23 protein-coding genes are annotated in these 25,125 nt (G+C 65.3%); 10 read left to right on the top strand and 13 right to left on the bottom strand.

Features of this window, described 5'->3' with window-relative positions; translation table 11 throughout:
- Window positions 1–141: 141 nt before the first annotated feature.
- Window positions 142–1,326, top strand: coding sequence for a galactonate dehydratase (gene dgoD, locus EGH23_RS12530; protein WP_220580338.1), 1,185 nt, complete (start codon window positions 142–144; stop codon window positions 1,324–1,326).
- Window positions 1,327–1,495: 169 nt separating this feature from the next.
- The gene (locus tag EGH23_RS12525) at window positions 1,496–2,677 is read left to right on the top strand and encodes an ABC transporter ATP-binding protein (protein WP_220580337.1); all 1,182 of its coding nucleotides are present in this window, start codon (window positions 1,496–1,498) and stop codon (window positions 2,675–2,677) included.
- Window positions 2,678–2,750: 73 nt separating this feature from the next.
- Here the strand turns inward: EGH23_RS12525 and melA are convergent, their stop codons facing one another.
- Complete coding sequence (gene melA / locus EGH23_RS12520) at window positions 2,751–4,058, bottom strand: alpha-galactosidase (protein WP_220580336.1); 1,308 nt, start codon at window positions 4,056–4,058, stop codon at window positions 2,751–2,753.
- A 131-nt stretch (window positions 4,059–4,189) separates the two neighbouring features.
- Here melA and EGH23_RS12515 point away from each other — a divergent pair, with 131 nt between their 5' ends.
- The 3 genes from EGH23_RS12515 to EGH23_RS12505 are packed head-to-tail and all read left to right on the top strand — an operon-like array spanning window position 4,190 to window position 7,426.
- Window positions 4,190–5,587, top strand: coding sequence for an ABC transporter substrate-binding protein (locus tag EGH23_RS12515; protein WP_220580335.1), 1,398 nt, complete (start codon window positions 4,190–4,192; stop codon window positions 5,585–5,587).
- A 7-nt stretch (window positions 5,588–5,594) separates the two neighbouring features.
- Window positions 5,595–6,515, top strand: coding sequence for a carbohydrate ABC transporter permease (locus EGH23_RS12510; RefSeq protein WP_220580334.1), 921 nt, complete (start codon window positions 5,595–5,597; stop codon window positions 6,513–6,515).
- Between the two features lie 2 nt (window positions 6,516–6,517).
- Window positions 6,518–7,426, top strand: coding sequence for a carbohydrate ABC transporter permease (locus EGH23_RS12505; protein ID WP_220580333.1), 909 nt, complete (start codon window positions 6,518–6,520; stop codon window positions 7,424–7,426).
- Between the two features lie 455 nt (window positions 7,427–7,881).
- On the opposite strand, the gene EGH23_RS12500 is transcribed toward EGH23_RS12505, so the two are convergent.
- Complete coding sequence (locus EGH23_RS12500) at window positions 7,882–8,253, bottom strand: NifU family protein (protein WP_220580332.1); 372 nt, start codon at window positions 8,251–8,253, stop codon at window positions 7,882–7,884.
- Window positions 8,254–8,374: 121 nt separating this feature from the next.
- Here EGH23_RS12500 and EGH23_RS12495 point away from each other — a divergent pair, with 121 nt between their 5' ends.
- On the top strand, window positions 8,375–8,959 hold the full coding sequence (locus EGH23_RS12495; RefSeq protein ID WP_236044811.1) for a peroxidase-related enzyme: 585 nt from the start codon (window positions 8,375–8,377) through the stop codon (window positions 8,957–8,959).
- Window positions 8,960–8,972: 13 nt separating this feature from the next.
- On the opposite strand, the gene EGH23_RS12490 is transcribed toward EGH23_RS12495, so the two are convergent.
- A complete protein-coding gene (locus EGH23_RS12490) occupies window positions 8,973–9,518 on the bottom strand; it encodes a halocyanin domain-containing protein (RefSeq protein WP_220580331.1) in 546 nt (181 codons plus the stop codon).
- Between the two features lie 149 nt (window positions 9,519–9,667).
- On the opposite strand from EGH23_RS12490, the gene EGH23_RS12485 reads away from it, so the two are divergent.
- Window positions 9,668–11,782 (top strand): hypothetical protein, encoded by a 2,115-nt coding sequence (locus EGH23_RS12485; protein WP_220580330.1) that lies wholly within the window; start codon window positions 9,668–9,670, stop codon window positions 11,780–11,782.
- A gap of 36 nt (window positions 11,783–11,818) precedes the next feature.
- On the opposite strand, the gene EGH23_RS12480 is transcribed toward EGH23_RS12485, so the two are convergent.
- From EGH23_RS12480 to EGH23_RS12460, 5 genes are all read right to left on the bottom strand, one after another.
- On the bottom strand, window positions 11,819–12,874 hold the full coding sequence (locus tag EGH23_RS12480; protein WP_220580329.1) for an ABC transporter permease: 1,056 nt from the start codon (window positions 12,872–12,874) through the stop codon (window positions 11,819–11,821).
- Window positions 12,871–13,947, bottom strand: coding sequence for an ABC transporter permease (locus tag EGH23_RS12475; RefSeq protein WP_220580714.1), 1,077 nt, complete (start codon window positions 13,945–13,947; stop codon window positions 12,871–12,873). The genes EGH23_RS12480 and EGH23_RS12475 overlap by 4 nt, the downstream gene beginning before the upstream one ends.
- Before the next feature lie 53 nt (window positions 13,948–14,000).
- Window positions 14,001–15,575, bottom strand: coding sequence for an ABC transporter ATP-binding protein (locus EGH23_RS12470; protein ID WP_220580328.1), 1,575 nt, complete (start codon window positions 15,573–15,575; stop codon window positions 14,001–14,003).
- A 39-nt stretch (window positions 15,576–15,614) separates the two neighbouring features.
- Window positions 15,615–16,862 carry a BMP family lipoprotein gene (locus EGH23_RS12465; RefSeq protein ID WP_425433229.1) on the bottom strand — a complete coding sequence of 416 codons (1,248 nt, stop codon included), beginning with the start codon at window positions 16,860–16,862 and terminating at the stop codon, window positions 15,615–15,617.
- Window positions 16,863–16,986: 124 nt separating this feature from the next.
- Complete coding sequence (locus tag EGH23_RS12460; protein ID WP_220580326.1) at window positions 16,987–17,721, bottom strand: DUF7260 family protein; 735 nt, start codon at window positions 17,719–17,721, stop codon at window positions 16,987–16,989.
- A 601-nt stretch (window positions 17,722–18,322) separates the two neighbouring features.
- Here EGH23_RS12460 and gfo6 point away from each other — a divergent pair.
- A complete protein-coding gene (gfo6, locus tag EGH23_RS12455) occupies window positions 18,323–19,393 on the top strand; it encodes a D-xylose 1-dehydrogenase Gfo6 (protein WP_220580325.1) in 1,071 nt (356 codons plus the stop codon).
- A gap of 336 nt (window positions 19,394–19,729) precedes the next feature.
- Here gfo6 and EGH23_RS12450 read toward each other — a convergent pair whose 3' ends face one another.
- From EGH23_RS12450 to EGH23_RS12435, 4 genes are all read right to left on the bottom strand, one after another.
- Window positions 19,730–20,491 carry a proteasome assembly chaperone family protein gene (locus EGH23_RS12450; RefSeq protein WP_220580324.1) on the bottom strand — a complete coding sequence of 254 codons (762 nt, stop codon included), beginning with the start codon at window positions 20,489–20,491 and terminating at the stop codon, window positions 19,730–19,732.
- A 142-nt stretch (window positions 20,492–20,633) separates the two neighbouring features.
- Window positions 20,634–21,053 (bottom strand): universal stress protein, encoded by a 420-nt coding sequence (locus EGH23_RS12445; RefSeq protein WP_220580323.1) that lies wholly within the window; start codon window positions 21,051–21,053, stop codon window positions 20,634–20,636.
- 71 nt (window positions 21,054–21,124) lie between these two features.
- A complete protein-coding gene (locus EGH23_RS12440) occupies window positions 21,125–21,736 on the bottom strand; it encodes a plastocyanin/azurin family copper-binding protein (protein WP_220580322.1) in 612 nt (203 codons plus the stop codon).
- Between the two features lie 49 nt (window positions 21,737–21,785).
- Window positions 21,786–22,535, bottom strand: a complete 750-nt coding sequence (locus tag EGH23_RS12435; RefSeq protein WP_220580321.1) for an SDR family oxidoreductase — start codon at window positions 22,533–22,535, stop codon at window positions 21,786–21,788.
- Between the two features lie 993 nt (window positions 22,536–23,528).
- Here EGH23_RS12435 and EGH23_RS12430 point away from each other — a divergent pair.
- Entirely contained in the window at window positions 23,529–23,951 is a 423-nt protein-coding gene (locus tag EGH23_RS12430) for a CBS domain-containing protein (protein ID WP_220580320.1), read from the top strand.
- A 17-nt stretch (window positions 23,952–23,968) separates the two neighbouring features.
- Here EGH23_RS12430 and EGH23_RS12425 read toward each other — a convergent pair whose 3' ends face one another.
- Window positions 23,969–24,343: a DUF2267 domain-containing protein gene (locus EGH23_RS12425; protein ID WP_220580319.1), complete on the bottom strand. Its 375-nt coding sequence runs from the start codon at window positions 24,341–24,343 to the stop codon at window positions 23,969–23,971.
- A 234-nt stretch (window positions 24,344–24,577) separates the two neighbouring features.
- Between EGH23_RS12425 and EGH23_RS12420 the strand changes: the two genes are divergently transcribed.
- Complete coding sequence (locus EGH23_RS12420) at window positions 24,578–24,775, top strand: DUF7501 family protein (protein ID WP_220580318.1); 198 nt, start codon at window positions 24,578–24,580, stop codon at window positions 24,773–24,775.
- The last annotated feature ends 350 nt before the right edge of the window (window positions 24,776–25,125 follow it).

The following is a 25,125-nucleotide window of genomic DNA, read 5'->3' as shown; positions in this document are numbered from 1 at the left end:
ATTAAATGGGCCGTTCACGAACCCCCGCACGATGCCAATCGATACACGATCCACGCACCGCGGGGCGGAACACGCCGCCACGGGCCGCGACAGCGACGAAGCGTCAGCGACGACTCTCTCCGTTCGCTCGCCGCGTCACCGATGAGTTCGAACGCCACCGACGACGGACCCGAGAATCGCATCGTCGACTACGAACTGTTCGAGGTGCCGCCGCGATGGCTCTTCCTCCGGGTCGAGACGGCCGACGGCACCGCCGGGTGGGGCGAACCGGTCGTCGAGGGCCGCTCTCACACGGTCAGGGCGGCCGTCGAGGAACTCATGGAGAACTACCTACTGGGGGAGGACCCGGCGAACATCGAGGACCACTGGCAGACGATGTACCGCGGCGGGTTCTACCGCGGCGGCCCGATCCTCATGTCGGCCATCGCGGGCATCGACCAGGCGCTCTGGGACATCAAGGGCAAGCAGCTGGGCGTCTCGGTCCACCAGTTGCTCGGCGGGGCCGCCCGCGACCGGATCCGCGTCTACCAGTGGATCGGCGGCGACGAGCCCTCCGACGTCGCCGAGCAGGCCCGCGAACAGGTCGAGGCGGGCTTCTCGGCGCTGAAGATGAACGCGACGCCGGCGATCGAGCGCGTGGACGACCCGGCGACGGTCGAGGCCGCCGCGACCCGCCTGCGCGAGGTGCGCGAGGCGGTCGGCGACGAGGTGGACATCGGCGTCGACTTCCACGGCCGCGTCACGAAGCCGATGGCGAAACGGCTGGCGAAGGCGCTCGAACCGTACGAACCGATGTTCATCGAGGAACCGGTGCTGCCCGAACACAACGAGGCGCTGCCGGACATCGCCGCCCACACCACGATTCCGATAGCGACGGGCGAACGAATGTTCTCCCGGTGGGACTACAAGGAGGTGTTCGAGGACGGTGCTGTCGACGTCATCCAACCGGACCTCTCGCACGCCGGCGGCATCACCGAGGTCAAGAAGATCGCCTCGATGGCCGAGGCCTACGACGTGGCGATGGCTCCCCACTGTCCGCTCGGACCGCTCGCGCTGGCCTCCTGCGTGCAGGTCGACGCCTGTTCGCCCAACGCCCTGATTCAGGAGCAGAGCCTGAACATCCACTACAACGAGACGACGGACGTGCTGGACTACCTCGAAGACCCGTCCGTGTTCGAGTACGAGGACGGCTTCGTCAGCGTCCCCACGGACCCGGGACTGGGCGTCGAGATAAACGAAGCGTACGTCCGCGAGCAGGCCGAGAAAGACGTCGACTGGCACAACCCGGTGTGGCGACACGAAGACGGCAGCGTCGCCGAGTGGTGAGGGCGGCCACCTCGACGCTCCTCTCGTCGCCGCGTTTCCGCCACCCGGTTCCGGACGTGATTCGTTCACGCATCGGAAACGCTCGCGGGGAGTTCGGCGGGTAGCGTCATTACAACCGTCTACTCGACTCGTAACAAGATTTAACACCTATTACAATAGTGGATGTGGCATGGGCGAGCTAGAGATTCGAGACCTCACGAAGGTGTTCCACGACGACGGCGGCGACATCGTCGCGGTCGATTCGTTCGACGCGGAGATAGAAGACGGCGAGTTCGTCGTCCTCGTCGGGCCGTCGGGCTGTGGGAAGTCGACGACGCTGCGGATGATCGCCGGGTTGGAGAACCCCACGGAGGGCGAGGTCGTCCTCGACGGCGAGGACGTCACCGAGAAGAAGCCCAAGTCGCGCAACATGGCGATGGTGTTCCAGAGCTACGCGCTGTATCCCCACATGACGGCTCGCGAGAACATGGCGTTCGGGCTGAAGATGACCACGGACCTCTCGAAGGACGAGATCGCCGACCGGGTCCAGAACGCGGCCGACATGATGGGGATCGGTGGGCTCCTCGATAAGAAGCCCGACGAGCTATCCGGCGGCCAGCAACAGCGCGTCGCGCTGGGTCGGGCCATCGTCCGGGAACCGGAGGTGTTCCTGATGGACGAACCGCTCTCGAATCTGGACGCGAAGCTCCGCACGCAGATGCGAACCGAACTGCAGGAACTCCAGCAGGAGTTCGGCGTGACGACCATCTACGTCACGCACGACCAGACCGAGGCGATGACGATGTCCGACCGCATCGCCGTCCTGGACGACGGGCGACTCCAGCAACTCGGGACGCCCCTGGAATGCTACCACGAACCGGCCAACCGCTTCGTCGCGGGATTCATCGGGTCGCCGTCGATGAACTTCTTCGACGTCGAACTCGACACGTCCGGGGCGACGCCGACGCTGATTCACGACGCCTTCGAGTACGAACTCGACGACGACGTCTACGCCGACGTCGAGGGCCACGGCCCGCGCCTCACGCTGGGTATCCGCCCGGAGGACGTGAAAGCGGTGCCCGAGGGGACGCACAACGCCATCTCGCCGACGGTGAAGGTCACCGAACCGCTCGGCGACGTGAGCTACGTCTACCTCGACATCGGCGGCGAGCAGTACACCGCGACGCTCGAAGGCGACATCGTCATCGAGTCCGGCCGCACGCTCACCGTGCAGTTCCCGCAGGACCGCATCCACCTCTTCGACGGCGAGACCGGCGAGGCGCTGCGGAACCGCGCGCCCCCGGACAGCGACGACGTGGCGGCGCTGGCCGGACTCGACGACGTCAGCGGCGTCGAGATCGGCGTCGAGTGACGGCGGCTCCACGGAAAAGCGCGGGCGTCGTGATAGCCGAAGACGGGAGCAGAAGCGGATAGTCGGGTCGTACTCAGCGAAGCGCCGGCAGGTACGCCTCGTTCTTCGTGAGCAGTTCTTCTGTCATCTCGTGGATCTCGGGCAGCGTCAGCTCGGCGGCCGTCAGCGGGTCCTGCTTGACGGCCCGGTGGATCTTCTCGCGGTCGTTCTCCAGCGCGCCCTCGACGACGAGCTGCTGGACGGCGACGTGTTGCTGGGGGAAGGTCCGAACAGACTTCGGGAGTTCGCCGACCGAACACGGCCGGAGGCCGGTGCCGTCGACGAGGACGGGGACTTCGACGCAGGCGTCGGTCGGGAGCGACTCGATGGCGTTCGTCTCGTTGCTGACGTTGAGGTTCAGGCGACGGGTCGTGTCGGTCTCCAGGGAGTGGATGAGCCGAGAGGCGTACTCCTCGGAGCGCTCGACGCCGACCTCGTCCAGGTCGACGCCGAGTTCCGGGTCGTCGCGCTCCTCGGAGCGGGCCTGCCACCCTTCGAGGTACGTCGCTGTGGGCATCCGCTCGGCGTAGTCCGTTCCGGTCATCTCCTCGATGGTGTCCTCGTCGGTCCGGAAGTAGGGGACGTACTCGGACATGTGATGTGAGGACTCCGTCGGGAAGTAGCCGAAGTGCTTCATCATCTCGAAGCGGACAGTGTCGCGCTCGTAGGTCTCCTCGTCGTCGTAGGCCTCGCGGAGGTCGGGATAGACGCTCTCGCCGTCGTGTTCGGCTTCGAGGAACCACGCGACGTGGTTGACGCCGGCGACCCAGTACTCCAGTTCGTCTTCGGGGACGTCGACGTAGTCGGCGATGGCCTCTGCGGTGTGGGGGACGCTGTGGCACAGCCCCACGGTCTCGACGTCCGTCGCCTCGAACATGGTCTGACAGAGGATCGACATCGGGTTCGTGTAGTTCAACAGGAGGGCGTCGGGACAGAGCTCCTCCATGTCGCTCGCGATGTCGAGCATCGTCGGGATGGTCCGGAGGCCGCGGAAGATGCCGCCCGGGCCGATGGTGTCGCCGATGGCCTGTTTCACGCCGTACTTCTCGGGGACGCGGATCTCGTTCTCGAACGGTTCGGTGCCGCCGACGTTGATCATGTTCATGACGTAGTCGGCGTCGTCGAGCGCGTCCACGCGGTCGGTCGTCGATTCGATGGTGGCGTCTAAGTCCTCGTTTTCGACCATCGCCTCGGCGATGCGTGTGGTCTGTTCGAGTCGATGCTCGTCTACGTCCATCAACGCGATGGTGCTGTCGTTCAGTTCGTCGAAGGAGAGGATGTCCCCCACGAGTTTCGTGGCGAACACCATACTACCCGCTCCGACGAAGGCGATCTTCGGCATGCACCGTATACCTCTCAGACAGCGAGTGATAAATCTACTGGATAGTGTCAACAGTTCGCAGGGGTCATCCACGTTCTTTGAGGGAAAATTATAAATGGGGATAGTCCAATGTCCACGCTAGGGTTTACCCAATGTCAGACCGTAGCTCCTCTGGACTCAGCAGACGCTCGCTCGTGAAGGCCATCGGCGTCGGAGCCACCGCCGGACTCGCCGGCTGTGGCGGTGGCGGAGACGGTGCGGCCGACGAGATGGGTGCCGACGGCGGAAGCGGGAGCGGCACCGGTACCGAGGGAAGCGGCGGCGGTGGCAGCGGCGACAGCGTCCTCTTCTGGAACTACGCCTTCCCGAACGACGGGTCGCCGCCCGTCTGGAAGGAGACGTTCCAAGAGAACTTCAAGCAGCGCTCGGACACCAGCCTCGAGATGGGCCGGTTCTCCTACGAGGACCTCCGACAGAAGTTCCTCACCGGCGCTCGGACCGGCGATCCGGACGCCATCGAAGGCGTCCTGAGTCATCTCGCCGAATACGTCGAGGCCGGTCATCTCTCCCCGCTCGGCGACTGGGCGGAGGGGCTGGACTTCTACGACGGCTACGTCGACAGCACCATCGAGGCGCTGACCTACCGCGGGAAACTGTACGGCCTACCGTACAACGGGAACGCTCGCGCGTTCATCACTCGGAAGGACATCCTCGACGAGCTCGGCCAGGACGTCCCCCAGTCGGCCTCGGCCTTCCACGAGGTCGGCCGGATGATAAACAGCGAGTACGACGACATGTGGGCGTACCACAACTCCACCAAGGACGGCAGCGTCCGGGCGTTCCAAGAGTGGATGTCCCACGTCTATCAGCACACCGACCAGCTGTACGTCCCCGACGGCGAGTCCTGGAAGCTCAACATCGAGGCCGACGCGCTCGGACAGGTCTTCGACAACTGGTACTACCAGATCTACGCCGCCGAGAACCCGGTCGGTAACCCCGACCAGCTTGGGACCGGGTGGCAGGTCAACGACCCCGGTTACATCAACGGGAACTTCGCGTTCATCGAGTGCGGGACGTGGATCCGCGGGTGGACGACCGGTGAGAATATCAACGACAGCAGCAAGGCCAAGAAGATACTGAACGAGCGGACGCGAGTGGCCCACCTGCCCCGTGGCGAGGGGGCCTCGAAGGGAACCTTCCTCGAAGTCAAGCCGGTCATGGTCAACAGCCACTCCGACCAGCAGGAGGCCGCGAGGGAAGTCGTGGCGTCGTTCGCCTCGCCGGCCACGCTGAAGGCGATGGGCGAAGACGCGAGAGGCGACGGCATGACTCCTGTCCACGAGGACGTCGAGTCGACCATCACCAACGAGAGCTGGCGACCGTTCACCGACGTCTTCGAGACGGGTCGCGCGCTGGCGAAAATCGGCTGGGGTCCCGTCCGGCAGCCGTTCTATAAGCACATGCAGGAGGTCGCTTACGGCAGAACCGACCCGTACAAGGCTGGTAAACAGTTCCACAACGAGCTGAAGAACCTCGAAAGCGAGCTCTGAGCACCTGATGGCAACGAGCACCGACACCGGCCCGACGGCTGGCGGCTACGTCGAGGCGTTCCGGTCGTTCCTCGAGGAGACGTGGCTGGGCTACGCGCTGGTACTCCCCGCGGTCGTCCTGATGGGCGTCATCATCATCTTCCCGACGCTCCGAGGTATCCAGTTGGCCTTCTTCGAGGCGTCGCTGTTGAACCCCGAGCAACAGACGTTCGTCGGGTTACAGAACTTCGCGCAGATGTTCGCCGACGCGACGTTCCGGTCGGCGCTGTGGCACACGGTGTTGCTGACCTCGATAGCCGTCTCGCTACAGTACCTGCTCGGGCTGGGTCTCGCGCTGGCGCTCAAAGAGAAGGTGCCCGGCGCGGGGCTCTTCCGGAGCCTGTCGATGATCACGTGGGTGTTGCCCATCATCGTGATGGTCATCATCTTCCGCTTTCTGACCCAGACCGGGTTCGGTCCGGTCAACGTCATCCTTGGAAGTCTCGGGATGGAGACGTCCGCGTGGTTCGGCCAACCGGGCGTGGCGTTCCCGCTAATCGTGCTGATGCACGTCTGGCGGAACACGCCGTTCTACGCCATCGCGCTGTTGGCGGCGATGAAGTCCATCCCGGAGACCCAGTACGAGGCCGCCCGCCTCGACGGGGCCGGGCCGCTCCAGCGCTTTCGCTACATCACGCTCCCGCAGATTTCGTACGTGTCGATGATCATGATCGTGTTGCACGTCATCTTCACGTTCAACAACTTCGACATCGTCTTCCTCTCGACGGGGGGCGGCCCGCTGGGCAACACCGAGGTGCTCGCGACGTACATCTACAAACAGGCGTTCCAGCAGTACGCGATGGGTTACGCCGCGAGCATCGGCGTCGTGATGCTGCTCATCATGATGGCCTTTACCGTCGTGTACGCCACCCTGGAGGCGCGTGACTGACTATGGCAACTGATACGCAATCGCAAGCACGTTCGACGAACCGCTCGCTCTCGGATCGACTGGACGCGTGGCTCGCGGAGGACATGTCGCCCAAGCGCGCGCTGGGCGTGTACGCCGTCCTCGGCGTCTACATGTCGTTCCTGCTGCTCCCGGTGGCGTACATGGTCATGGCGACGTTCACCTCGCCGGACTTCCTCTACTCGCCGCGACTGGTGCCGGCGCTGAGTGAACTGACGCTCCAGAACTACGTCGCCATCCTCTCGACGGGGCTGTTCCAGCAGTACTTCATCAACTCCACCATCGTCGCCACCGCGACGACGGCGATCACGCTGGTCGTCGGGACGCTCGCGGCGTACTCGATGTCCCGGTTCGAGTACCCCGGTCGAAGCGGCCTGCTGTTCACGTTCCTGGGGACGCAGATGCTGCCGCGGGTGCTCATCCTCATCCCCTTCTTCCTGGTGATGTTCTCGCTGAACCTCATCGACTCGCTGCTGGGCATCATCATCGCTCACTCCGTCCTGGGCATCCCGCTGGGAACGTGGCTGCTCAAGGGCTACTTCGACGACATCCCCGAGTCGCTCGACGAGGCCGCGAAGATGGACGGCTGCTCGCACCTGGACATCCTCGGGCGCATCATCGTACCGATGTCGCTGCCGGGCATCACCGTCGCGGGGTTCTACACCTTCATCCTCTCGTGGAACGACTTCCTGTTCGTCTCCATCCTCTCGCAGACGGCGGCGACCCGGACCCTCCCCTTCGGCTTGCAGCTGTTCCAGTCTCAGAACACTGTCGCCTGGGAGCTGCTGTTGACCGCTGCGACGGTCACGATGATCCCCGTCGTCGTGCTGTTCGCGGTGTTCCAGCACTGGATCGTCGAGGGACTCGCGAGCGGCGGCATGAAGGGGACCTGACGGAACCGACCTGCCGCCACTTTCGGTCCAGAACGCAGCAAGATACATACCACTCAGATACTATTTTGAAACTTATACTTCTGCAGAATGGTAACGTATCGTTCAAATCGCCGTAGGTGGCGGATTGGCGTCGCTATCTATCGACGATAATCCGTATCTGGCGACTGTAAGACGTCTTTTGCGACGAGATGGGATCCGGACCGTACTTGGAATGGCGAAGGTAGTTCCCTCGAAAGAAATGCATCGGTGAGGTCAAATCGAAGCCCAAATACCGAATATTTCCCGGTACTTCGAGTTTGTCCGGAATCGATACGCTATTTCGAAGTATACGAATTCGAGTATGTCCGTGGATGTGCCACGTCTGAGTTCGAACGTCCTCGGAAGTCAGACGTCCGCCGCTGAGCCGAGACAGTGCCGCCGCTCTCCGACTGAGAAAAATGGGGAGAAGTCTGGCCTCAGAACGGCGCTTCGGGGCCTTCGTCCTCGCCGCCGACGTCGCCGCCGCGGGAGTCGCCGCCGGGGAACGAGGGGTTCATGCCGCTACCGCCGGCCATGCCCTCCTGCTGTTCCGTCCCGGTGCGCGCGACGACCTCGCTGATCTCGGGGATCTCCTTGGTCATGCGCGTCTTGATGGCCTGGATGGTCATCGGGGAGATGCCACAGCCGGAGCAGGCACCGCCCAGCCGGATGGTGACGCTGCCCTCTTCGCGGTCGATCTCCTCGATGGCCGCGCTGCCGCCGTGCATCTGAATCTGCGGGAAGTTCCGGCGCAGGAAGTTCGTGATGCGCTCGCGCAGGTCGTCCGCGTCCTCTGTCTCCGTGCTCATAGTGACTCTAGGTCGGGGCCGGGGAGACATAGACCTTTGGACTGGAAATGCGGACCCCCCGAAGGCCCGGGCAGCGTTTGCCGGGTCAACACTGAAGGGTGTACGAGACGCTAGTATGTGTATGGATGACACGGGAGAGCCGATGCGGCACTTTCAGGTCCCCGACCGCGAGGACCTCCCCGACGACGTCCGGGAGCGAATAGACGAGGAGACCGACCGCGCGGGCTTTACGCCCAACGTCTTCTCGGCGATGTCCTATCGCCCCTCGCACTTCCGGGCGTTCTTCGAGTACCACGACGCGCTCGTCGAGGACACGGAACTCGAACGCGCGGAGATAGAGATGATTATCGTCGCGGTCAGCGGCGACAACCACTGCCTGTACTGCGTCGTCGCCCACGGCGCGCTCCTCCGTATCCACGCCGAGGCCCCGCGACTGGCCGAACAGGTCGCCACGAACCACCGCACGGCCGACATCAACGAGGCCCACAAGGCGATGCTGGACTTCGCGGTGAAACTGACCGAACACCCGGCCGCGGTAGACGAGAGCGACCTCGAACGACTGGAAGAGCACGGCTTCAGCCGCCGTGCCATCTGGGACATCGGCAGCGTCGCCGCCTTCTTCAACCTCTCGAACCGGTTGGCGCAACTCGCCGATATACGGCCGAACGAGGAGTTCTACGACCTCGGACGGGACGTCGACGGGTAGGCGCCGACCGCCGTTACTCCACGGCGATGCCGCCTTTCATCCCCAGCGAGAGGTGCGGTTCACAGTGGTACAGTGCGACGCCGGATTCCTCCAGCGTTCGGGTGTACTTCACGCCGGACCCGCCAACCGCTTCGCCCGAACTGAACTCGTAGTCGGACTCGCCGAGCTGTTCCTCGGGCAGCGCCTCGACGTTGTGCGGGTTCCCCTCGCCGGTCCAGTTCCAGCGGACCTCCGTGCCCGTCGAGACGACGACGGCGGACGGGGCGTACGCGAAGTTCCCGTCGTTGCCCTCCGCACCGACGTCGACGGTGAGACTGGCGTTGTCACGGTGGTCGGTCAGCGACCCGGCGTACGTGTCGTCCGCGCCGCCGATAGCCGTCTCGGTTAGCCACTCGTCGATGCTGGGATAGTCTTCGGGGGGGACCGAGGCGTCGCCGCTTCCGCCTCCACCGTCGCTACCGTCGCCACCGTCGCCACCACCGCATCCAGCCGCGCCGACGACGCCGACGGCGGCCGCTGTCTGCAGTACTTGACGCCGGGAGACGTCGGAAACTGCCATATGTTCTCACTGGGCTTGCTGGTCGATAGTTACACTCTTCTTATCGGCTCTCGGCCTCGCCGTCGGACCGGGTAGCTACCGCCCGATAGGGACGGCTTATCAGTCTCTTGCCTGTGTGTAACTAATCCCGCGATGGCCCGACGGCCTCCATGGGTTGGACTTCGCCATCTCGATTACTCCTCTCTCTCGCGTTCGCGCTGGTGATCCTCGGTGCGACGCCGATGGCCACCGCGGCGGCTCACGACGCGACCGCGCTCGCTCAGTCGCCGGCCTTCCAGGTCGACTCGGAGACGCCGACGAACGAGACGGCCACGGAGGAGCCGACGGCGACCGCCGACGAAGCCACCGAGACGGAAACGGAAACCGATAGTCCGGAAACGGCGACAGATAGCGTGGAAACCGAGACGGCGACCGAAGATCCGACAGCGGAATCGGAGACGACCGCCGGCGAAGCCACCGAGACGGAGAGTGCGACCGAAAGCGACGACGTAGACGACGCGGACGAAACCGAGACCGACGACGGCGGGCTCGGCTCGCTCATCGACGAGATACTGTCGCCCACCGACGAGGAAGAGACGCAAGAAGCGACCGAGACGGAGACGACCGAAGCGGAGACGGCGACTGCAGAACCCACGGCGGAGCCAGTGACGGAGGAAGCGACCGAGGAGGAGACGGTCCCGGAAGAGCCGACCGAGGAAACTACTGAGACGGAGACTGCCACGGAAGATCCGACCGAGACGACCACCGACGTGGAGACGGAAACTGACGAAGCGACTGAGACAGAGGCGGAAACCGAGGAAGAGACTGAAACGGAGGCGGAAACCGAGGAAGCGACCACCGAAGCGCCGACGACGACCGACGAGGCGGACGAAGCGGACGAAACCGAGACGGAGACGCCTTCTTCGACGCCCGGGCTTCCGCCGCTCCTGTCACCGATATTTGACCAGCCCGCGACGCCCGAACCGACCGCGACGCCGGAGCCAACTGCGACGCCGACGCCTGAACCGACCGCGACGCCGGAGCCAACTGCGACGCCGACGCCTGAACCGACCGCGACGCAGACGGCTACGCCGACACCGGAACCAACACCGACGGCGACGCTGACGCCCGAACCGACCGCGACGCAGACGGCTACACCGACACCGGAACCAACACCAACGGCGACGCCGACGGCGACGCCGACGCCCGAACCGACCGCGACGCCGACGCCGACGCCGACACCGGAACCAACACCAACGGCGACGCCGACGGCCACTCCGACTCCCGACGACTCGGGTGACGGCGGCGACGCGGACGCCGGGTCGGTGTCGAGCGACGACGACGGAGCGAGCGACGAGAGCGGCGGAAGCGACGGCCCGAGGTACGGCAACCCGCCCGACGAACGGGACTCGTCGACCCTGCTCGTCACGCAGTCACAGACGAGCGACGGCCTCAGATTCACCGTCCGAAACGCCGCGGTCGGAACGACGGTGACGCCAGACTTCCGGGCGAACGGACAGTCCGCCGTCGCCGTCTCCGGCATGCGCGTCACCTTCGCGGCGGAGCGACAGCGCGTTCAGGCGACGGTGGGGGCGGCGCGGGCGGACTCGGGCGCACTTCCGTCGGTTTCCCCCGGTGACGTGCTGGGGTACGTTCCGGTCCAGACGGGTGCTGACGACGAGACAGTTCGGGCCGTCGACGTCGCGGTCCGGGTCGACGAATCGGCCCTGCCGGCCGATCGCTCGCGCGACAGCGTCGCGCTGTACCGGTACGCCAACGGCTCGTGGCGACCGCTGGAGACGACTTACGACGCCGACGCGGGACTGCATCGTGCGACCGCCGACGGCCTCTCCTCGCTGGCGATCGTCTCGCTCGAGCCGGGCGAGGTGAGCGTCGTCGAGACGACCAGCCCGCCCGACTGGGCCAGATCGGGCTACGAGACGAGCATCGTGGCGACCGTCGAGAACCCCGGCGACCGCCCGGCAAATCGGACGCTGACCGTCACCGTCGACGGCGAGGCGGCCGCCACTCGCAACGTCTCGCTCGCACCCGGCGAGCGCAAGGACGTGACGCTCGAGTTCCCGGCCAGAGAGGGAACCGTCGCCGTCGAGGGCGTCGAGGCGGGTCGGATGCGCGTCGGGGAGAACGACAACTGGGACCAGAATCCTGGCACCGGGCTGACGGAAGGTGACGGTCCCGGCTTCGACCTCGGGCTGGCGGCGGTGGCGTTCGTCGCGTTCGTCCTCGTCGGCGCTGTCGTCCGGGTGCGTCGCGCGGTGCGCTGACCGGCGAACGGGTCGGTGAGACGGGGAAGTCCGCCGTCACTTCTCCGTCTCGTACGGTTCGCCCACGGCCGCGGGCATCCGCGTGTAGCCGACGGCGGCCAGCACCACCAGCACGGCGACGTACGGAAACAGCTCGGTGATACTCCCAGGGAGCGCGATACCGATGGTCTGGAGCTGGATCTGGAGCATCTCCATCGCGCCGAACAGCAGCGCCGCGCCGAACGCGCCGACCGGATTGTAGTTGCCGAAGAGGTACGCGACGATGGCGATCCATCCCCGTCCGTCGACCATCGTCACGCCGGTCCCCGTGAAGCCGCTGCCGATGCCGATCGAGAGGACGGCACCGCCCAGCCCCGCCATCGCCCCGGAGAAGATGACGGTGGCGTAGCGGACGCGATTGACGGAGACGCCCGCGGTGTCGAGCGCCTGCGGGTTCTCGCCGGCGGCCTGCACCCAGTAGCCGTAGCGGGTGCGATAGAGGACGACCCACGCCGCGGCGGTCAGGAAGAGAGTGAGCCACAGCAGCGGCGAGGAGTCGAAGACCAGTCGCCCGAGCACCGGGATCTCCGCGAGGACCGGGACGGTGATCGTATCGACGTTCGGCAGCGACGGACTGGAGACGCCGCCCCAGATGACCGTCGCGGTGAACGGGCCGAACCCGAGCGCGACGAACCAGACGGCCAGTCCGGCGACGATCTGATCGGCTCGATAGCGGATGGTCAACAGCGCGTAGATCACCGTGAGCAGCGCGCAGACGAGTACCGCGACGAGAATGCCGAGCCAGAGGTGCGCCTGCGTGACCGCGCCCTCGCCGGAGGCGATCGAGGCGGTGGCGGCGGCCGCCAGCGCCCCGAATATCATGAATCCCTCCAGTCCGATGTTGAACACGCCGCTCTTCTCGGCGTAGAGGCCGCCGATGGCCGCCAGCGCGATGGGGATAGCCGCCTGCAACGCCCGCTGTGCGGCCCCGACGGTGAGCAGTTCCGCCCCGGGGAGATCGAGCAGGGTCGCAACTCCGCCGACGACCAACAGGACCAGCAGGCCGACGCCGACGGTGACGCGGACCGGGTTCGCGTACTCCGCGACGCTCACTCCTCGTCACCCCCGAGGCCGGTTCGTCGACCGGCCATCCGGAACAGCTCCGGCGTGGCGACGAACAAGACGACGAGTCCGACGACGCCGTCGACCAGTTGCCGGGGCACGTCGAGCGTGAAGCCGATGTACTGCCCGCCGGCGTCGAGTCCGCCGAACAGCAGGGCGGCCGGGACGACGCCGAGCGGGTTGTTCGCCGCCAGCAGACTCACGGCGATCGCGTCGAAGCCGAAGCGGGGGAACGTGCTCGGGTCGCTGTAGTAGCCCAGAATCATGATGGCGAACATCGCGCCCGCGAGGCCCGCGACCATCCCCGAGAACGTCATCGTGAGGACGACGGTGCGTTTCGGGTCCACGCCAGCGTAGGCCGCGGCCGCCGCCTGGTGGCCGCTGGTGACGAGGTCGTAGCCGTAGCGGGTGCGACCGAGCACGAACGCGACGACGACGGCGGTCAGGAGAGCGACGCCCAGCCCGATGACCGAGAAAGAGCTACTACCGAAGGCGAACCCGGGGAGGTCGACGTACGACGGGAGTTGCTCGGTGTTCGGGGCCGACGCGCCCTCGGGACGGAGGTGGCTGTCGACGAGGTAGAAGACGACGCCCGAGGCGATGAAGTTCAGCATGATAGTCGTGATGACTTCGTTCGCGTCGGCGTAGGCCTTCATTACGCCCGGAATCGCGGCGTACGCACCGCCGGCGAGCATGGCCGCCGCGGTGCCCAGTGTCATCAGGAGGACGCCGCCGACGACGCCGGTCGGCAGGAACGGCGCGAGAAAGAGCACGGTGACGACGGTGGCGAACCCGCCGACGACGAACTGCCCCTGGACGCCGATGTTGAACACGCCGGCCCGGAACGCGATGGCGACGGCCACGCCGGTGAGGAGGAGCATCGTCGTCTGCCGAAGGGTGAAAGCGATGTTGGAGATGGTCCCGAACGCGCCGTAGACGAGCGCGGTGACGAACTCGACGGCGTCGTACCCCGAGGCGGCGACGATTACGGCCCCCAGCAACAGCGCCAGCGACGTCGAGGCCACCGCGATGGCGAACCGCTCCAAGACGGAGGCGCGGACCATCCGATCGGCGGCTCGGTCGAGCGTCGCTCGAACGTTCCCGCTATCGAGGCCGCTCACAGTTCGACCTCCCGGTCGCCGTCGCCCGATCGGTCGTCCGTCGGCGAGTCGCCGGTCATCAACAGGCCGAGGTCGTGTTCGGTCACGTCGTCGGGGTCGACGACGTCGACGAACCGCCCCTCGTACATGACGGCGATGCGGTCGGAGAGCTTCTGGACCTCGTCGAGCTTCGAGGAGACGAGCAGGACCGCCATCCCGCGGTCGCGCATCTCCAGCAGCCGGTTGTGGATGAACTCGATAGAACCGATGTCGACCCCGCGGGTCGGGTGGGAGGCGACCACGAAGTCCGGGTCGCGTTCCAGCTCCCGGCCGACGATGAACTTCTGCTGGTTCCCGCCCGAGAGCGACGCGGCCTCGGCCTCCCGGTCGCCGGGTTGCACGTCGTAGGCGTCGATGATGTCGTCGGCGTGGTCGCGGACGGCGTTCCAGTCGAGAAAGCCGTTACGCTCGAAGGGGTCGAGCGTCTGATTCCCCAGGAGCGCGTTGCGCACGAGGGTGTAGTCCTGTACGAGTCCCTCCTCCTGTCTGTCCTCGGGGACGTAGGCGATGCCGGACTCGATACGGCGGCGGCGACTCGTCTCGGTCACGTCGGTGCCTTCGAACGAAATAGTTCCGGAGTCGACCGCTCTGAGGCCGACGAGCGCCTCGACGAGCTCGGATTGGCCGTTCCCCTCGACGCCCGCGATCCCCAGCACTTCGCCCTCGCGTATCTCGGCGTCGACGCCGCCGACCTGTTCGAGGTCGCGGTCGTCACGCACGCGGAGGTCGTTCACCTCGACCAGTACGTCGCCCGGCGTCGTCTCGCGCTCCTCGACCTCGAAGAGGACGTCTCGGCCGACCATCATCCGCGCGAGTTCCTCGCGGGAGGTGGTCGCCGCGTCGACGGTGCCGACCGCTTTGCCGTCCCGCAGCACCGTGATGCGGTCGGCCGCCGTCATCGCCTCGTCGAGTTTGTGCGTGATGAAGATGAGCGAGCGCCCGCGGTCGGTGAGTTCGGCCATCACGTCGAACAGCGCGTCGACCTCCTGGGGGGTCAACACCGCCGTCGGCTCGTCGAGGACGAGCGTCTGCGCGCCCCGATAGAGGCTCTTGACGATCTCGACGCGCTGTTGGACGCCCACGCCGAGTTGCTCGACGCGCGTGTCGAGATACCGGTCGACGTCGAAGCCGTAGGTGTCACAGATAGCTTTCACGTCGTCGCGCGCGCTGGACTGGTCGACCAGCCCGCCGCTGGTCGGTTCCTGACCGAGCACGACGTTCTGGAGGACTGTCATCGTATCCACCAGCTGGAAGTGCTGGTGTATCATGCCGACGCCGGCGTCTATAGCGTCCCGCGGCGAGGAGAAGCGGCGCTCCTCCCCGTGGACCGAGATAGTTCCCGAGTCCGGTCGGTAGAGCCCGTAGAGGACGCTCATCAGCGTGGTCTTCCCCGCGCCGTTCTCGCCGACGAGGGCGTGGACCGACCCCGATTCGACGGCGAGGTCGACGTCCTCGTTGGCGACGACGTCGCCGAACCGCTTGGTGATGCCGTCGAGTCGCACCGCGAACTGGCCCGCGTTTCTGGTTGTCATAGTGGTAGTAAAGGCGATAAATCGAGCGGGGCGACCGCTTCAGTCCTGACAGCCACCGGCGGTACACGGGACCGTGACGTCCCCGCCGACGATGGCCTGCTTCGATTCCTCTAGGTTCTGTGTGACCACGTCGGGGAGCTTCGGCCCGACGGCCTGCCCGAGGACCACCTCGACGGCGTTCTCTTCGAGGCCGAGGACGTTCGGCCCCTGCACGCTCTCCCAGTTGTCCTCGACGACTGCCTGTGCCACCTCGGAGGTCCCGCGGTTGATGTACTTCACCGCGGAGCCCATGATGACGTCCTGGTAGTCCGGCAGCGTCACGGACTGGTCGGCGTCGACGCCGACGGCGAACCGCTGGGCGTCCTGTGCGGCCTGGAAGACGCCCTGTCCGGCCGCCGCGGCGGCGTGGTAGACGATGTCCGCGCCCGCGTCGTACTGCGAGCTGGCGATGTTGTTCGCCGTCTGCGTGTCGGTGTAGTTACCGATGTAGCCGACGCGGACGCCGACGTCCTCGTTCACCCACTCGGCCCCGGCGACGTACGAGCGCTCGAAGGCGTTGATGAGCGCGCCGTCGACGCCGCCGACGAACCCGATGGTCGCATTGTCGGGGTTCAGCGTATTTCCTTCGTGGGATAGTTCTCTGGTGGTCATCGTCCCGGCGAGCACGCCGGCCTGGAAGGACATCTCGTGGTTTGCCCACGTGTAGCCGGCGACGTTCGGTTGCTCGACGTGGGCGTTGATGAGCATCCACCGCTGGTCGGGGTACTCCTCGGCGTTGGTCTGGAGCGCCTGCGTGTGGTTGTAGCTGACCAGCACGATGAGGTCGTAATCCGGGTTCTGGCTCTCGGCGAGCCGCGACTGAACGGTGCCGTACTGGGACTGGTCGGTCTCCTCGACCTGCTGGAGTTCGATGTCGTACTCCTCGGCGGCGTTCTGTAGTCCCTCCAGCGCGAGGTCGTTGAACGCCCGGTCCCCGAATCCCGCGGGACTGGAGACGATGGCGATGTTGGTCGTCCCACCGCCACCGCCGCCGTCGCCGGTCGTAGTTCCGTCGTCGGTCCCCGTCCCGTCACCGGCGGTACCGTCGCCGCCACCGCCGTCTCCGCCGTCGCCGCCTCCGTCGCCGTCGTCGGTGAGACAGCCGGCCAATCCCGCCGTTCCGAGGAGCGCCGCCCCGGATTTGAGGATCGCCCGTCGGTCGACGTCGCTCGCTGTCAGTCGCCGTCTGTACGCCGGTGTCGTCCGGTCGTCGTCGCCTGTTTTGTTGGTCATGGACCGTTCTGCAATACAGTTTTTAATTATGGTATATATTTCTTTGCCGAATGACACTATGTCGCGATCGAATCGCCCGCGAGGAAACGGATCCGCGATGCAGTCTCCGAAAAACCGAAAAATACCGCTCGCTACGCGCTCACTCGTCGGTCACGACCGCTTCGCGGAGGCGGGCGACGGCGGTCAACACCGGATGCGTCCACCCTTCGTCGCCGTAGAGGTACGAACAGAACTCGGTCCCCTCGAACTGCTGTAAGCCGTGCTGGAGGTGTCGCTGTCGCGCCGACATCACCGCGGTCAGTTCCTCGTCGAAGGACTCGCCGTACCACTCGGGAATCGTACAGCCGTCGAGTTCGTCGAGGAGGTCGATTAGGGCTCGCTTCTGGTCGGCCAGCGCGTCAAGTTCGCGTTCGACGACCTCACAGAGCGCCGTCCGTCGCTCGACGCAGTCCTCGACGCTCGCGAGTACCAGCCGTTTCACCTGCGGGGAGAACTGGACGCCGCTTCCCGGGTCGAGCGCGCCGCCGATGTCGGGGCTGAGCTCGGCCGTGACGTTCTGGAGGAGCGGCTCGTCGTACACCTCGTCGTAGTGGTCGACGGCCACGACGGTCTCTCGGTACGCGGTACGGACGTCGGCGCACGCGGTCGACCCGGACGACGACGTCGACCACGACGGCGACTGGGTCGTCACGGTCTGTACGGGTTCGATAGCTTCCACTCGTTCGCGGAGCGCTTCGAACGCGTCTCGTTCGGCAGTCAACTCGGTGTGCTCGCGCGCGGCCAACGATTCAGCGGCAATCAGGGGTTCGAGGACGTACTCCCGCAACGAATCGACGAACAGCAGGGAGTCGTCAGGGTCGGAGACAGCGGCCATACTAGTATGCTAGCCGGTAACAACAATAAGTCTTTTACATATCTCGGGGTCTTCCGGTGTTCGGCCGCAAGATTTTATATACCCGACCTCGGCGACCGGCCGCTTCGGCCCGTTGTCCGGTTTCGCTCTCACCTTCGCACCGGAGAGAGAAAAAAGCCGATGTGGAGTCGGCCAGCGAGCACTGACAGGTACAAGCAGAACGTGTGGCCTCGAAAGTAACGAACGAACCCAACTCCAAGAAGTAATTTCGGTCGTGTCCGGAGAGCGCCGGCGACCATCAGCCAGCCGACCGGCCGATGTCAACGCTCTCACGAACGAACTTCCATTTTTATCCTTATCTCTATTCGAACACGCGACGCAACGCCCGAGATAGTTGCTACAATCCCCAATATATATATATATGAGGCGACTACTAGAATCGCATTTCGAATTATACACTCGTATTGGGAGTATTGCAGTATACATTCGAATACCGATACGCGAATAGCGTATAGAAGACGATATTCACTCGCATCCTCGTACGCTATTTACGAGTCGTATCGAGACGAGTACACAGACGCTCGCCGAAGCTTTTACTCCCCGTCACCGGTAGCCAGTAGCGATGAAAGACTGGCTCGACGCCTACGACGAACGCGACTGGCAGACGACGACCGAGGGCAGCGTCCGGTACGCGCTGTTAGGACTGGGCTGGTGGACGATGGACCTCGCCCTGCCGGCCATCGAGAACTCCGACCTCGGGGAAGTGACGACGCTCGTCAGCAGTTCGGCGGAGAAGGCACAGCGACTGGCCGAGGAGAGCGACGTCGACCGCGGCATCAGCTACGACGAGTTCCACGCTGGCGAGGCGAGCGACGCCTACGACGCGGTGTACGTCGGCACGCCGAACGCTTACCACCTCGAGTACGTCGAGACCGCGGCCGACCTCGACAAGGCGATTCTCTGTGAGAAGCCCATGGAATCCACGGTCGAACGGGCTGAACAGATGGTCGACGTCGCCGAGAGTGGAGACGTCCCGCTGATGATCGCCTACCGGATGCACACCGACCCGGCCGTACGACGGGCGAAGGAGCTGGTCGCCGACGGTTTCATCGGCGACCCGGTGTCGGTGTACGGTAACAACACCCAGCCGCTCTTAGAGATGATTCCGGACCACGACCAGTGGCGGCTGGATCCGGACGTCTCGGGGTACGGCACCTCGGTGATGGACCTGGGCATCTACTCGCTCAACACCGCTCGGTTCATCTTGGACCGGGACCCCGTGGCCGTCCAGTCACAGATGAGTTCCCACCACGAAGCGTTCGCCGACGTCCCCGACGAGCGCTCGGGGTCGCTCCTCGTTCTGGAGGACGACGTGAAGATGGTCACGACCACGAGCCAGAACGCCCACGAGGACACGCAACTGAAGCTCACGGGGACCGAGGGACAGATCGACCTACGTCCGGCGTTCCACGGTGAGTGCACGATGCACCTCTCCCGGGGCGACCTCTCGACTACCGTCTCCCACGACGCCTTCGACTCACAGCGCGAGATGCGCGAGGAGTTCGACTTCTTCGCCGACCGGGTGCTCACGGACGGAGAGATAGTCGCCGACGGTCGCCACGGCCTGCAGGACATGCGCATCATCCGCGCCGTCCACGAGGCCGCAGAGAGCGGCGACGTGGTCGAACCGTAAAGGGCCCCGTTGTTCGTCGCGGTGTCGAGCTCCTACGCAGTATGCCGCACCGAACGGTCAGACAGCGCCGAGGGTGGTGAAGAGCTGCGAGTTGACCGCGACGAGAGCGGCGATGTCCTGCGCGTTATCGACGCACCGTGCGAGAGCGCAGACGACGGACCGTCGGTCGCGTTCGAGCGAACGCTAGTTCCTCGAGACTTGTCGACGTATCGTTCGAATCTGTCCCGTTACGCTTGATTATAATAGCTGCCTCATTTATGACTAAGTCGTATAAAAAGAGTATAGGTGCTTATATTATATAATCAAATTACGGAAGAAGAGTACAAATACTGCTATTTACATGTACATACGGTCCTCTGGGTAGTCGTGGCTGCCCAGGGAGTCCGATTCCTCCGCCACCGAGGCCATTCGGTTGGCCAACTGCTCGTAGTACTGCTTGAACTGTTCGCCCAGCTCGCGGAGTTCGGTCTCGTCGATTTCGAACCCGTACACTGTCGTCAGCACGTCGAGGAGTTTGAGCGCGGCGTCGATGTCCGGTCCCGGCGGATGAGTCGGGGTGACGAACACGCCGATTTCCGAGCCCGCTTCGTCGAGGCTGTGCGTTACCAGTTCCCCCACGACGCCGTCGAGGAAGCCGCCCTTCAGCGGCGGAATCTCCCCGTCCGCGAGCCGCGTCTCGCGAAATCCCGGCGTCGAGACGTGGAACACCTCGTGCTCGTCAGGGCCGTGCGGAAACGGAACGCCGTGCAAGACGACGACCTCCTCGATGGCCTGCTCGTCTATCCACTCGATGAGCGCGTCGGCGTAGGGTCGAGCGCTCGTCACCGGGATGAACAGTTCCTCGACGAGGACCGTCAAATCGGTCGAATCGAGCGTGTAGAACCGGCTGTGGTGACGCGGAACCCCTTCTTCGAAGGGCGCGATTCCGGGGAGCTCCGCCGGCGAGAGGTGGCCGATCTGCGTCGCGTCGAGGTGCCGAACGAGGTAGTCGGCCGCGGTTACTCCGGCCATCCCAGGGTGTGCCTGGCCGACGACGAGCGTCGTGTCGGTCCCTGTCCCGGCGGGCGTGTCGATGTCGAAGGAGCGTTTCGCTGGCATACATCGGCGTCCTCTCCCGGCGGCCCCGTAGTTATAACCGGAAATCCCGGCGTAGCCACTCGATACCGTCACGTCGACGTTCGCCGCGAGGCGCTCCCAGTCGGAAGGACCGAACTACTACCGCGTCGCTCGGCCAGTCGCCTTAGATGACGAGGACGTGTCGGTCGGTCCGCTCTAGCACGCCGTCTAAGACCGACCCCCTCGACTTCCGGTGCGAGTGTCCCTGATATCCCATGACGACCAAGTCGGCGTCGACCTCGTCGGCGTACTCCACGATGGTCGTTTCCGGTTCGCCGTGACGTACCTCCCGTTCGACGTCGATGCCACGTTCGGCCCCGCGGCCGACTAACTCCGTCAGCAGGTCCCGCCCTTCGTCCTCTAATTCGTCTACGAACAACTCGACGCTGCTGAGCGCCGGTTCACCGTAGAGTCCGGTGTCGACGACGAACAGCGTGTGGACGACGCTCTCGTTTTCCTCGGCCAGTCGGAACGCGACTTCGATAGCGTCCTCGGCGCGTTCGCTCCCGTCCGTCGGGACGAGAATAGTGTCGTAGTGACCCATCGAGCAATTGTTCGTCGCCGGGTCGCAAATACGCTCGCATTATCGAATTGTCACTTTTTTCGCCACGCGGCTCACTCTTCCCCGTAGTCCCCGCCGTACTTCGTGAAGACGTACGCGAGGACGAAGACGGCGAAGATCGTGGCGGCGGCACCCACGCCGACGGTGATCGCGCTTTCCGGAACGCTCGGGAGCCCCTCCTGGACGCCGCCGTCGCCACCGCCTTGCGGTTCCGTCGTCACCGTCAGCGAGGCGACCATCCCCGCGCCCTCGTGCGGGATACAGAAGTAGCCGTACTCGCCCTCGACGTCGAAGGTGTGTTCGTAGCTCTCGCCGCCCGCGACGTCGCCCTCGCTGGGATACGCCTGCCGAGCGGCCTGTTCGCTCTCCAGTCCGCCCGAGGCGAAGTACTCGGCCTCCTCCGGGATCTCGTCCTCGTAGGCCGTCACCGAGTGACCGATTCCTCCGACGTTCTCCCAGACGACGGTCGTCCCCGGCGCGATGGTCTGCTCGTCGGGGTCGAACACCAAGTCGTCGGTCATGTCGATGGTGACGGTCTCGCCGCCGTCCCCGTCGCCCTCCTGCGCCGCGGCTCGGTCTGCGGCCGCCGCGACGCCGGTCGCTCCCGCCGCGACCCGGAAGAACTCTCTCCGCGATACCTCGGACTGGAAACTCTGGTCGCCCATACGCCGAATTCGGTTTCGACCCACAAAGCAGTTCGCGTGGGTGTCGGGGTCACTTCGCGGTGTAACCCCCGTCGACGACGAGGTTGTGACCGGTGACGTACGCCGCGTCGTCGCTCGCGAGGAACAGCGCGGCCCCGGCGATGTCCTCGGGTTGGCCGTCTCGGTGCAGGGGAATCTGTTCGTCCATCGTGCCGGCGGCCGGCGTGTCCTGGGTGGTCATCGCCGTCTCGACGACGCCGGGGTTGATCGCGTTGACGCGGATGTCGTCCGGGCCGAGTTCGAGCGCCAGTTCCCTGCTGAGGTTCGCGACCGCGCCCTTCGAGGCGCAGTAGGACGCGGCGTCGTCGTAGCCGACCAGTCCCGCGATGGAGGAGATGTTGACGATGGCACCGCCCTCGCCCTGTTCGCGCATCTCGCCCGCCGCGAACTTGCTCCCGAAGTAGGCGCTCTTGAGGTTGACGTCCATGACGCGGTCGTACTCCGCCTCCTCGACCGCCTCTATCGGACGGCTGCCGGGGAATATCCCGGCGTTGTTCACCAGCACGTCGAGGCCGCCGAACGCCGACACCGTCTCCTCGACGGCGTCGCGCATCGCGTCGACGTCGGAGACGTCGGTCTCGACGAACTCGGCGTCCGCGACGACCTCGTGTGTCGGCCGTCCGCCCTCGCGCGGCTCCTCGCGTATGTCCGCGACGACGACGTTTGCCCCCTCCTCGGCGAACCGGATCGCTATCGCCCGCCCGATACCCGATGCCGCACCTGTGATCAGTGCCGTCTGGTCCGCGAGTCTGTCGATCATTGGGAATCCCGCTCGAAACTGGTCGGGCCAGCTACATAATACCGTGTGACGACCTATCGAGTCGCGAACCGGCACGTCCCGAACGACCCGCCGATCGACGGCGACGGTCGCGGTTCGGAACCGACCTGTAGCGTTTTAGTATCCCACCGGTTAACAGGTGGAACATGAACGAACGCGACACGCAGTACGCGACCCTCTAACGAGTCGGGCTGGTCCTCGACGGTCGCGTTCGCCCTCGTGCGGTACGTCGTCTCCCCGGTCGGCCTCTCGCCGGGGGGCCAACGCCGTGCTGGCGAGCACGCTCTGGATAGCCGCGTGGTGAATGACCGAAGCGGTCCCCATCCCGGTGACGAGTCTGCTTCCGGTGTTGCTCCGGACCGGCGACGACGCGCGTCGACTGATGGATCGCTGAACCCGGGGAACTTGGGCCGGCATTTCGACAGGCTCGAGCGGTCCGGTGACGGCTACACGCTCGTCGTGAAACGGGACCCGCGGACGTACCGCTACAGCCTTCAGCGACTCACCTACGAGTGAGGGCCGTAGCGCTCGCTCCGTATCGGTCGACGATCCAGCGCCGGAAGCGGCTGACTACCGGTGAGTGAAGCGGTCTCGACGGTGTCTCCGCCCCGTTCGGACGCGTCGATGAGCTACGACGGCGCTCGTCACGGCGTCGCGGTTACCGGTTCAGTAACATAGGTACCCCTGTTATAACATCGCCGGTATTGGCGTCTTATCGGAGAAAAGCGGGGGCTACTTCCGAGCGCGTTCGCGCCGTCGGCCCGTCGCGTATGCCGCTGTGTCCCCTAAGCGACCCTTGCGGATCGATACGTTCGGGCGCCGCAGAGCGGACGCGGCGGTGGTCCGAACCACGGATACCGTCGAACGTCGAGCCGGCGCGGGGGAGATACTCTCGCGAGCGGTATTGCCGTCGAAACGTCGACCGGTGTGCGTATACTATTGTACGCCGGCCCCCGATAATCCGACCGGAGAACGATGCCGATACGCGACGTGGCGCGAACGAGCGTCAAGACAGCGCACAGAGAGCAGTCCGCGGGCAACCTCGCGACGATAATGAAAGAGGAGGCGGTCGGGAGCGTCGTCATCGAGGACGACGACCGCCCGGTGGGTATCGTCACCGACCGCGACCTCACGCTCCAGGTGTTAGAGCCCAGGCGCGACCCGACGGAGGTAACCGCCGAAGACGTGATGACGGAGACGCCGACCACCGTCGACACCGAGGCGGGGATCCTCGAGGCGACGGCGAAGATGTACGAACACGCGGTCCGGCGGATGCCGGTGGTGGACGACGACGGCACCGTCGCGGGGATCGTCACGCTGGACGACGTCCTCGTCTTGCTCACCGACGAGCTCGATAACCTCGTGGGCGTCATCGAGGCCGAATCGCCGCCGTACTGAGCCACGACGGCGACCAGTCATCCCTCGGGCGGTTCGAAGAACCGGTCGAAGGAGTCGGGCAAGCGGCCGCGGACGTCCTCGATCTCGCCGGCGCTTACGGCCTCGCGGAGGAGCGAGAAGACGGCGCGGGCGTGGGCCTGCGTCGCCGCGGGATCCGTCCCCAGGGATTCCCCGACCCGCTCGACGAACTCCTCGGCGGAGAACCGCTCGCCCTTGCCGCGGCGGAGTTCGTCGGCGAGCTCGCTCGGCAGCTCCGCGGCGAGCTGGTCCGCCTCGTCCTCGCCGATCCGCTCGGCCAGCGTTCGGAGCGTGACGCGGAGGAGCCGCTCCGCGTTCCGTCTCGGGAGATCGGTCCGCGCTTGGAGGCGGTCGAGCAACTGGTCGTACTGCATACTCCGAATAGGTCGTGGAGCCACATAACCGTTGTAGCGCCCCGCTTACAACGTCCCCCCCGTCCCGCGTCGCTCGACGGGCATAGGTTCAGGTGGGCAGCGACGTGCGCGTCGTCCGAGAGCCGGGCGGCACGTAGTTCCCTGGACGCGTCCGCCCACCCGGCTCTCGGCGACCCCGGGGAGTGAGCGGCGAGCGCGAAAGAGTATTTGCCCGGCGGCGTCAACACCACACGTGTGACTTCACACGATCACCCACAGCGAGACTCGCCGGACTGGGAGAACCCGGACTTCTGCCCGTTCTGCGGCGCGGGGCTGACCGACGGCGGTGCCGGATTCGTCGACCACATCGAGGACAGCCCGCCCTGCGAGGCGCGCTTCGAATCGTGGCGCGAACAGATAGCCGACGACGTCGGCAGCGAGTGGGGCGGCTGAACGACTCGTACGAGGATCAGTATGGGTGCGGCAGCACTCCGAGAAATCGCTGTCACTCGCCGGGTCGAGGACGACGAACTAGCGGGGTCCGCCGCGGCGGTGGACGCTTTCAAACTAGGTAGCGAGGCGGATTCCCCGCCCCACCGTGGGCGGGGAGGAAGCCGACACCCGCTGCCACCAACCACGAGCTATTAAGTACCATATCCTTCTATTGAAAGACGTAGCGGACGACTACCTGAGACGCACCGCAATCACCCGCCCTATCCTCTCCGACGAGCAGAAGCAACTGCTCGACGCCACCATCAACGAGTGGCAAACTGCCTGCACCATCAGCAGCCAGATTGGATGGG

The organism is Haloarcula nitratireducens (assembly GCF_019599505.1).
Note: the sequence above shows the minus strand (reverse complement) of the source record. Positions and strands in the feature narration are given on the sequence as shown.

What these genes read in the sequence shown, in the direction of transcription:
- EGH23_RS12440 (WP_220580322.1), bottom strand. Translation starts at nt 21,736, where the DNA reads ATGGGCGACCAGAGTTTCCAGTCCGAGGTATCGCGGAGAGAGTTCTTC.
- EGH23_RS12495 (WP_236044811.1), top strand. Translation starts at nt 8,375, where the DNA reads ATGGATGACACGGGAGAGCCGATGCGGCACTTTCAGGTCCCCGACCGC.
- EGH23_RS12510 (WP_220580334.1), top strand. Translation starts at nt 5,595, where the DNA reads ATGGCAACGAGCACCGACACCGGCCCGACGGCTGGCGGCTACGTCGAG.
- dgoD (WP_220580338.1), top strand. Translation starts at nt 142, where the DNA reads ATGAGTTCGAACGCCACCGACGACGGACCCGAGAATCGCATCGTCGAC.
- gfo6 (WP_220580325.1), top strand. Translation starts at nt 18,323, where the DNA reads ATGAAAGACTGGCTCGACGCCTACGACGAACGCGACTGGCAGACGACG.
- EGH23_RS12430 (WP_220580320.1), top strand. Translation starts at nt 23,529, where the DNA reads ATGCCGATACGCGACGTGGCGCGAACGAGCGTCAAGACAGCGCACAGA.
- EGH23_RS12500 (WP_220580332.1), bottom strand. Translation starts at nt 8,253, where the DNA reads ATGAGCACGGAGACAGAGGACGCGGACGACCTGCGCGAGCGCATCACG.
- EGH23_RS12435 (WP_220580321.1), bottom strand. Translation starts at nt 22,535, where the DNA reads ATGATCGACAGACTCGCGGACCAGACGGCACTGATCACAGGTGCGGCA.
- EGH23_RS12485 (WP_220580330.1), top strand. Translation starts at nt 9,668, where the DNA reads ATGGGTTGGACTTCGCCATCTCGATTACTCCTCTCTCTCGCGTTCGCG.
- EGH23_RS12475 (WP_220580714.1), bottom strand. Translation starts at nt 13,947, where the DNA reads ATGGTCCGCGCCTCCGTCTTGGAGCGGTTCGCCATCGCGGTGGCCTCG.
- EGH23_RS12460 (WP_220580326.1), bottom strand. Translation starts at nt 17,721, where the DNA reads ATGGCCGCTGTCTCCGACCCTGACGACTCCCTGCTGTTCGTCGATTCG.
- EGH23_RS12525 (WP_220580337.1), top strand. Translation starts at nt 1,496, where the DNA reads ATGGGCGAGCTAGAGATTCGAGACCTCACGAAGGTGTTCCACGACGAC.
- EGH23_RS12470 (WP_220580328.1), bottom strand. Translation starts at nt 15,575, where the DNA reads ATGACAACCAGAAACGCGGGCCAGTTCGCGGTGCGACTCGACGGCATC.
- EGH23_RS12450 (WP_220580324.1), bottom strand. Translation starts at nt 20,491, where the DNA reads ATGCCAGCGAAACGCTCCTTCGACATCGACACGCCCGCCGGGACAGGG.
- EGH23_RS12490 (WP_220580331.1), bottom strand. Translation starts at nt 9,518, where the DNA reads ATGGCAGTTTCCGACGTCTCCCGGCGTCAAGTACTGCAGACAGCGGCC.
- EGH23_RS12425 (WP_220580319.1), bottom strand. Translation starts at nt 24,343, where the DNA reads ATGCAGTACGACCAGTTGCTCGACCGCCTCCAAGCGCGGACCGATCTC.
- EGH23_RS12445 (WP_220580323.1), bottom strand. Translation starts at nt 21,053, where the DNA reads ATGGGTCACTACGACACTATTCTCGTCCCGACGGACGGGAGCGAACGC.
- EGH23_RS12515 (WP_220580335.1), top strand. Translation starts at nt 4,190, where the DNA reads ATGTCAGACCGTAGCTCCTCTGGACTCAGCAGACGCTCGCTCGTGAAG.
- EGH23_RS12505 (WP_220580333.1), top strand. Translation starts at nt 6,518, where the DNA reads ATGGCAACTGATACGCAATCGCAAGCACGTTCGACGAACCGCTCGCTC.
- melA (WP_220580336.1), bottom strand. Translation starts at nt 4,058, where the DNA reads ATGCCGAAGATCGCCTTCGTCGGAGCGGGTAGTATGGTGTTCGCCACG.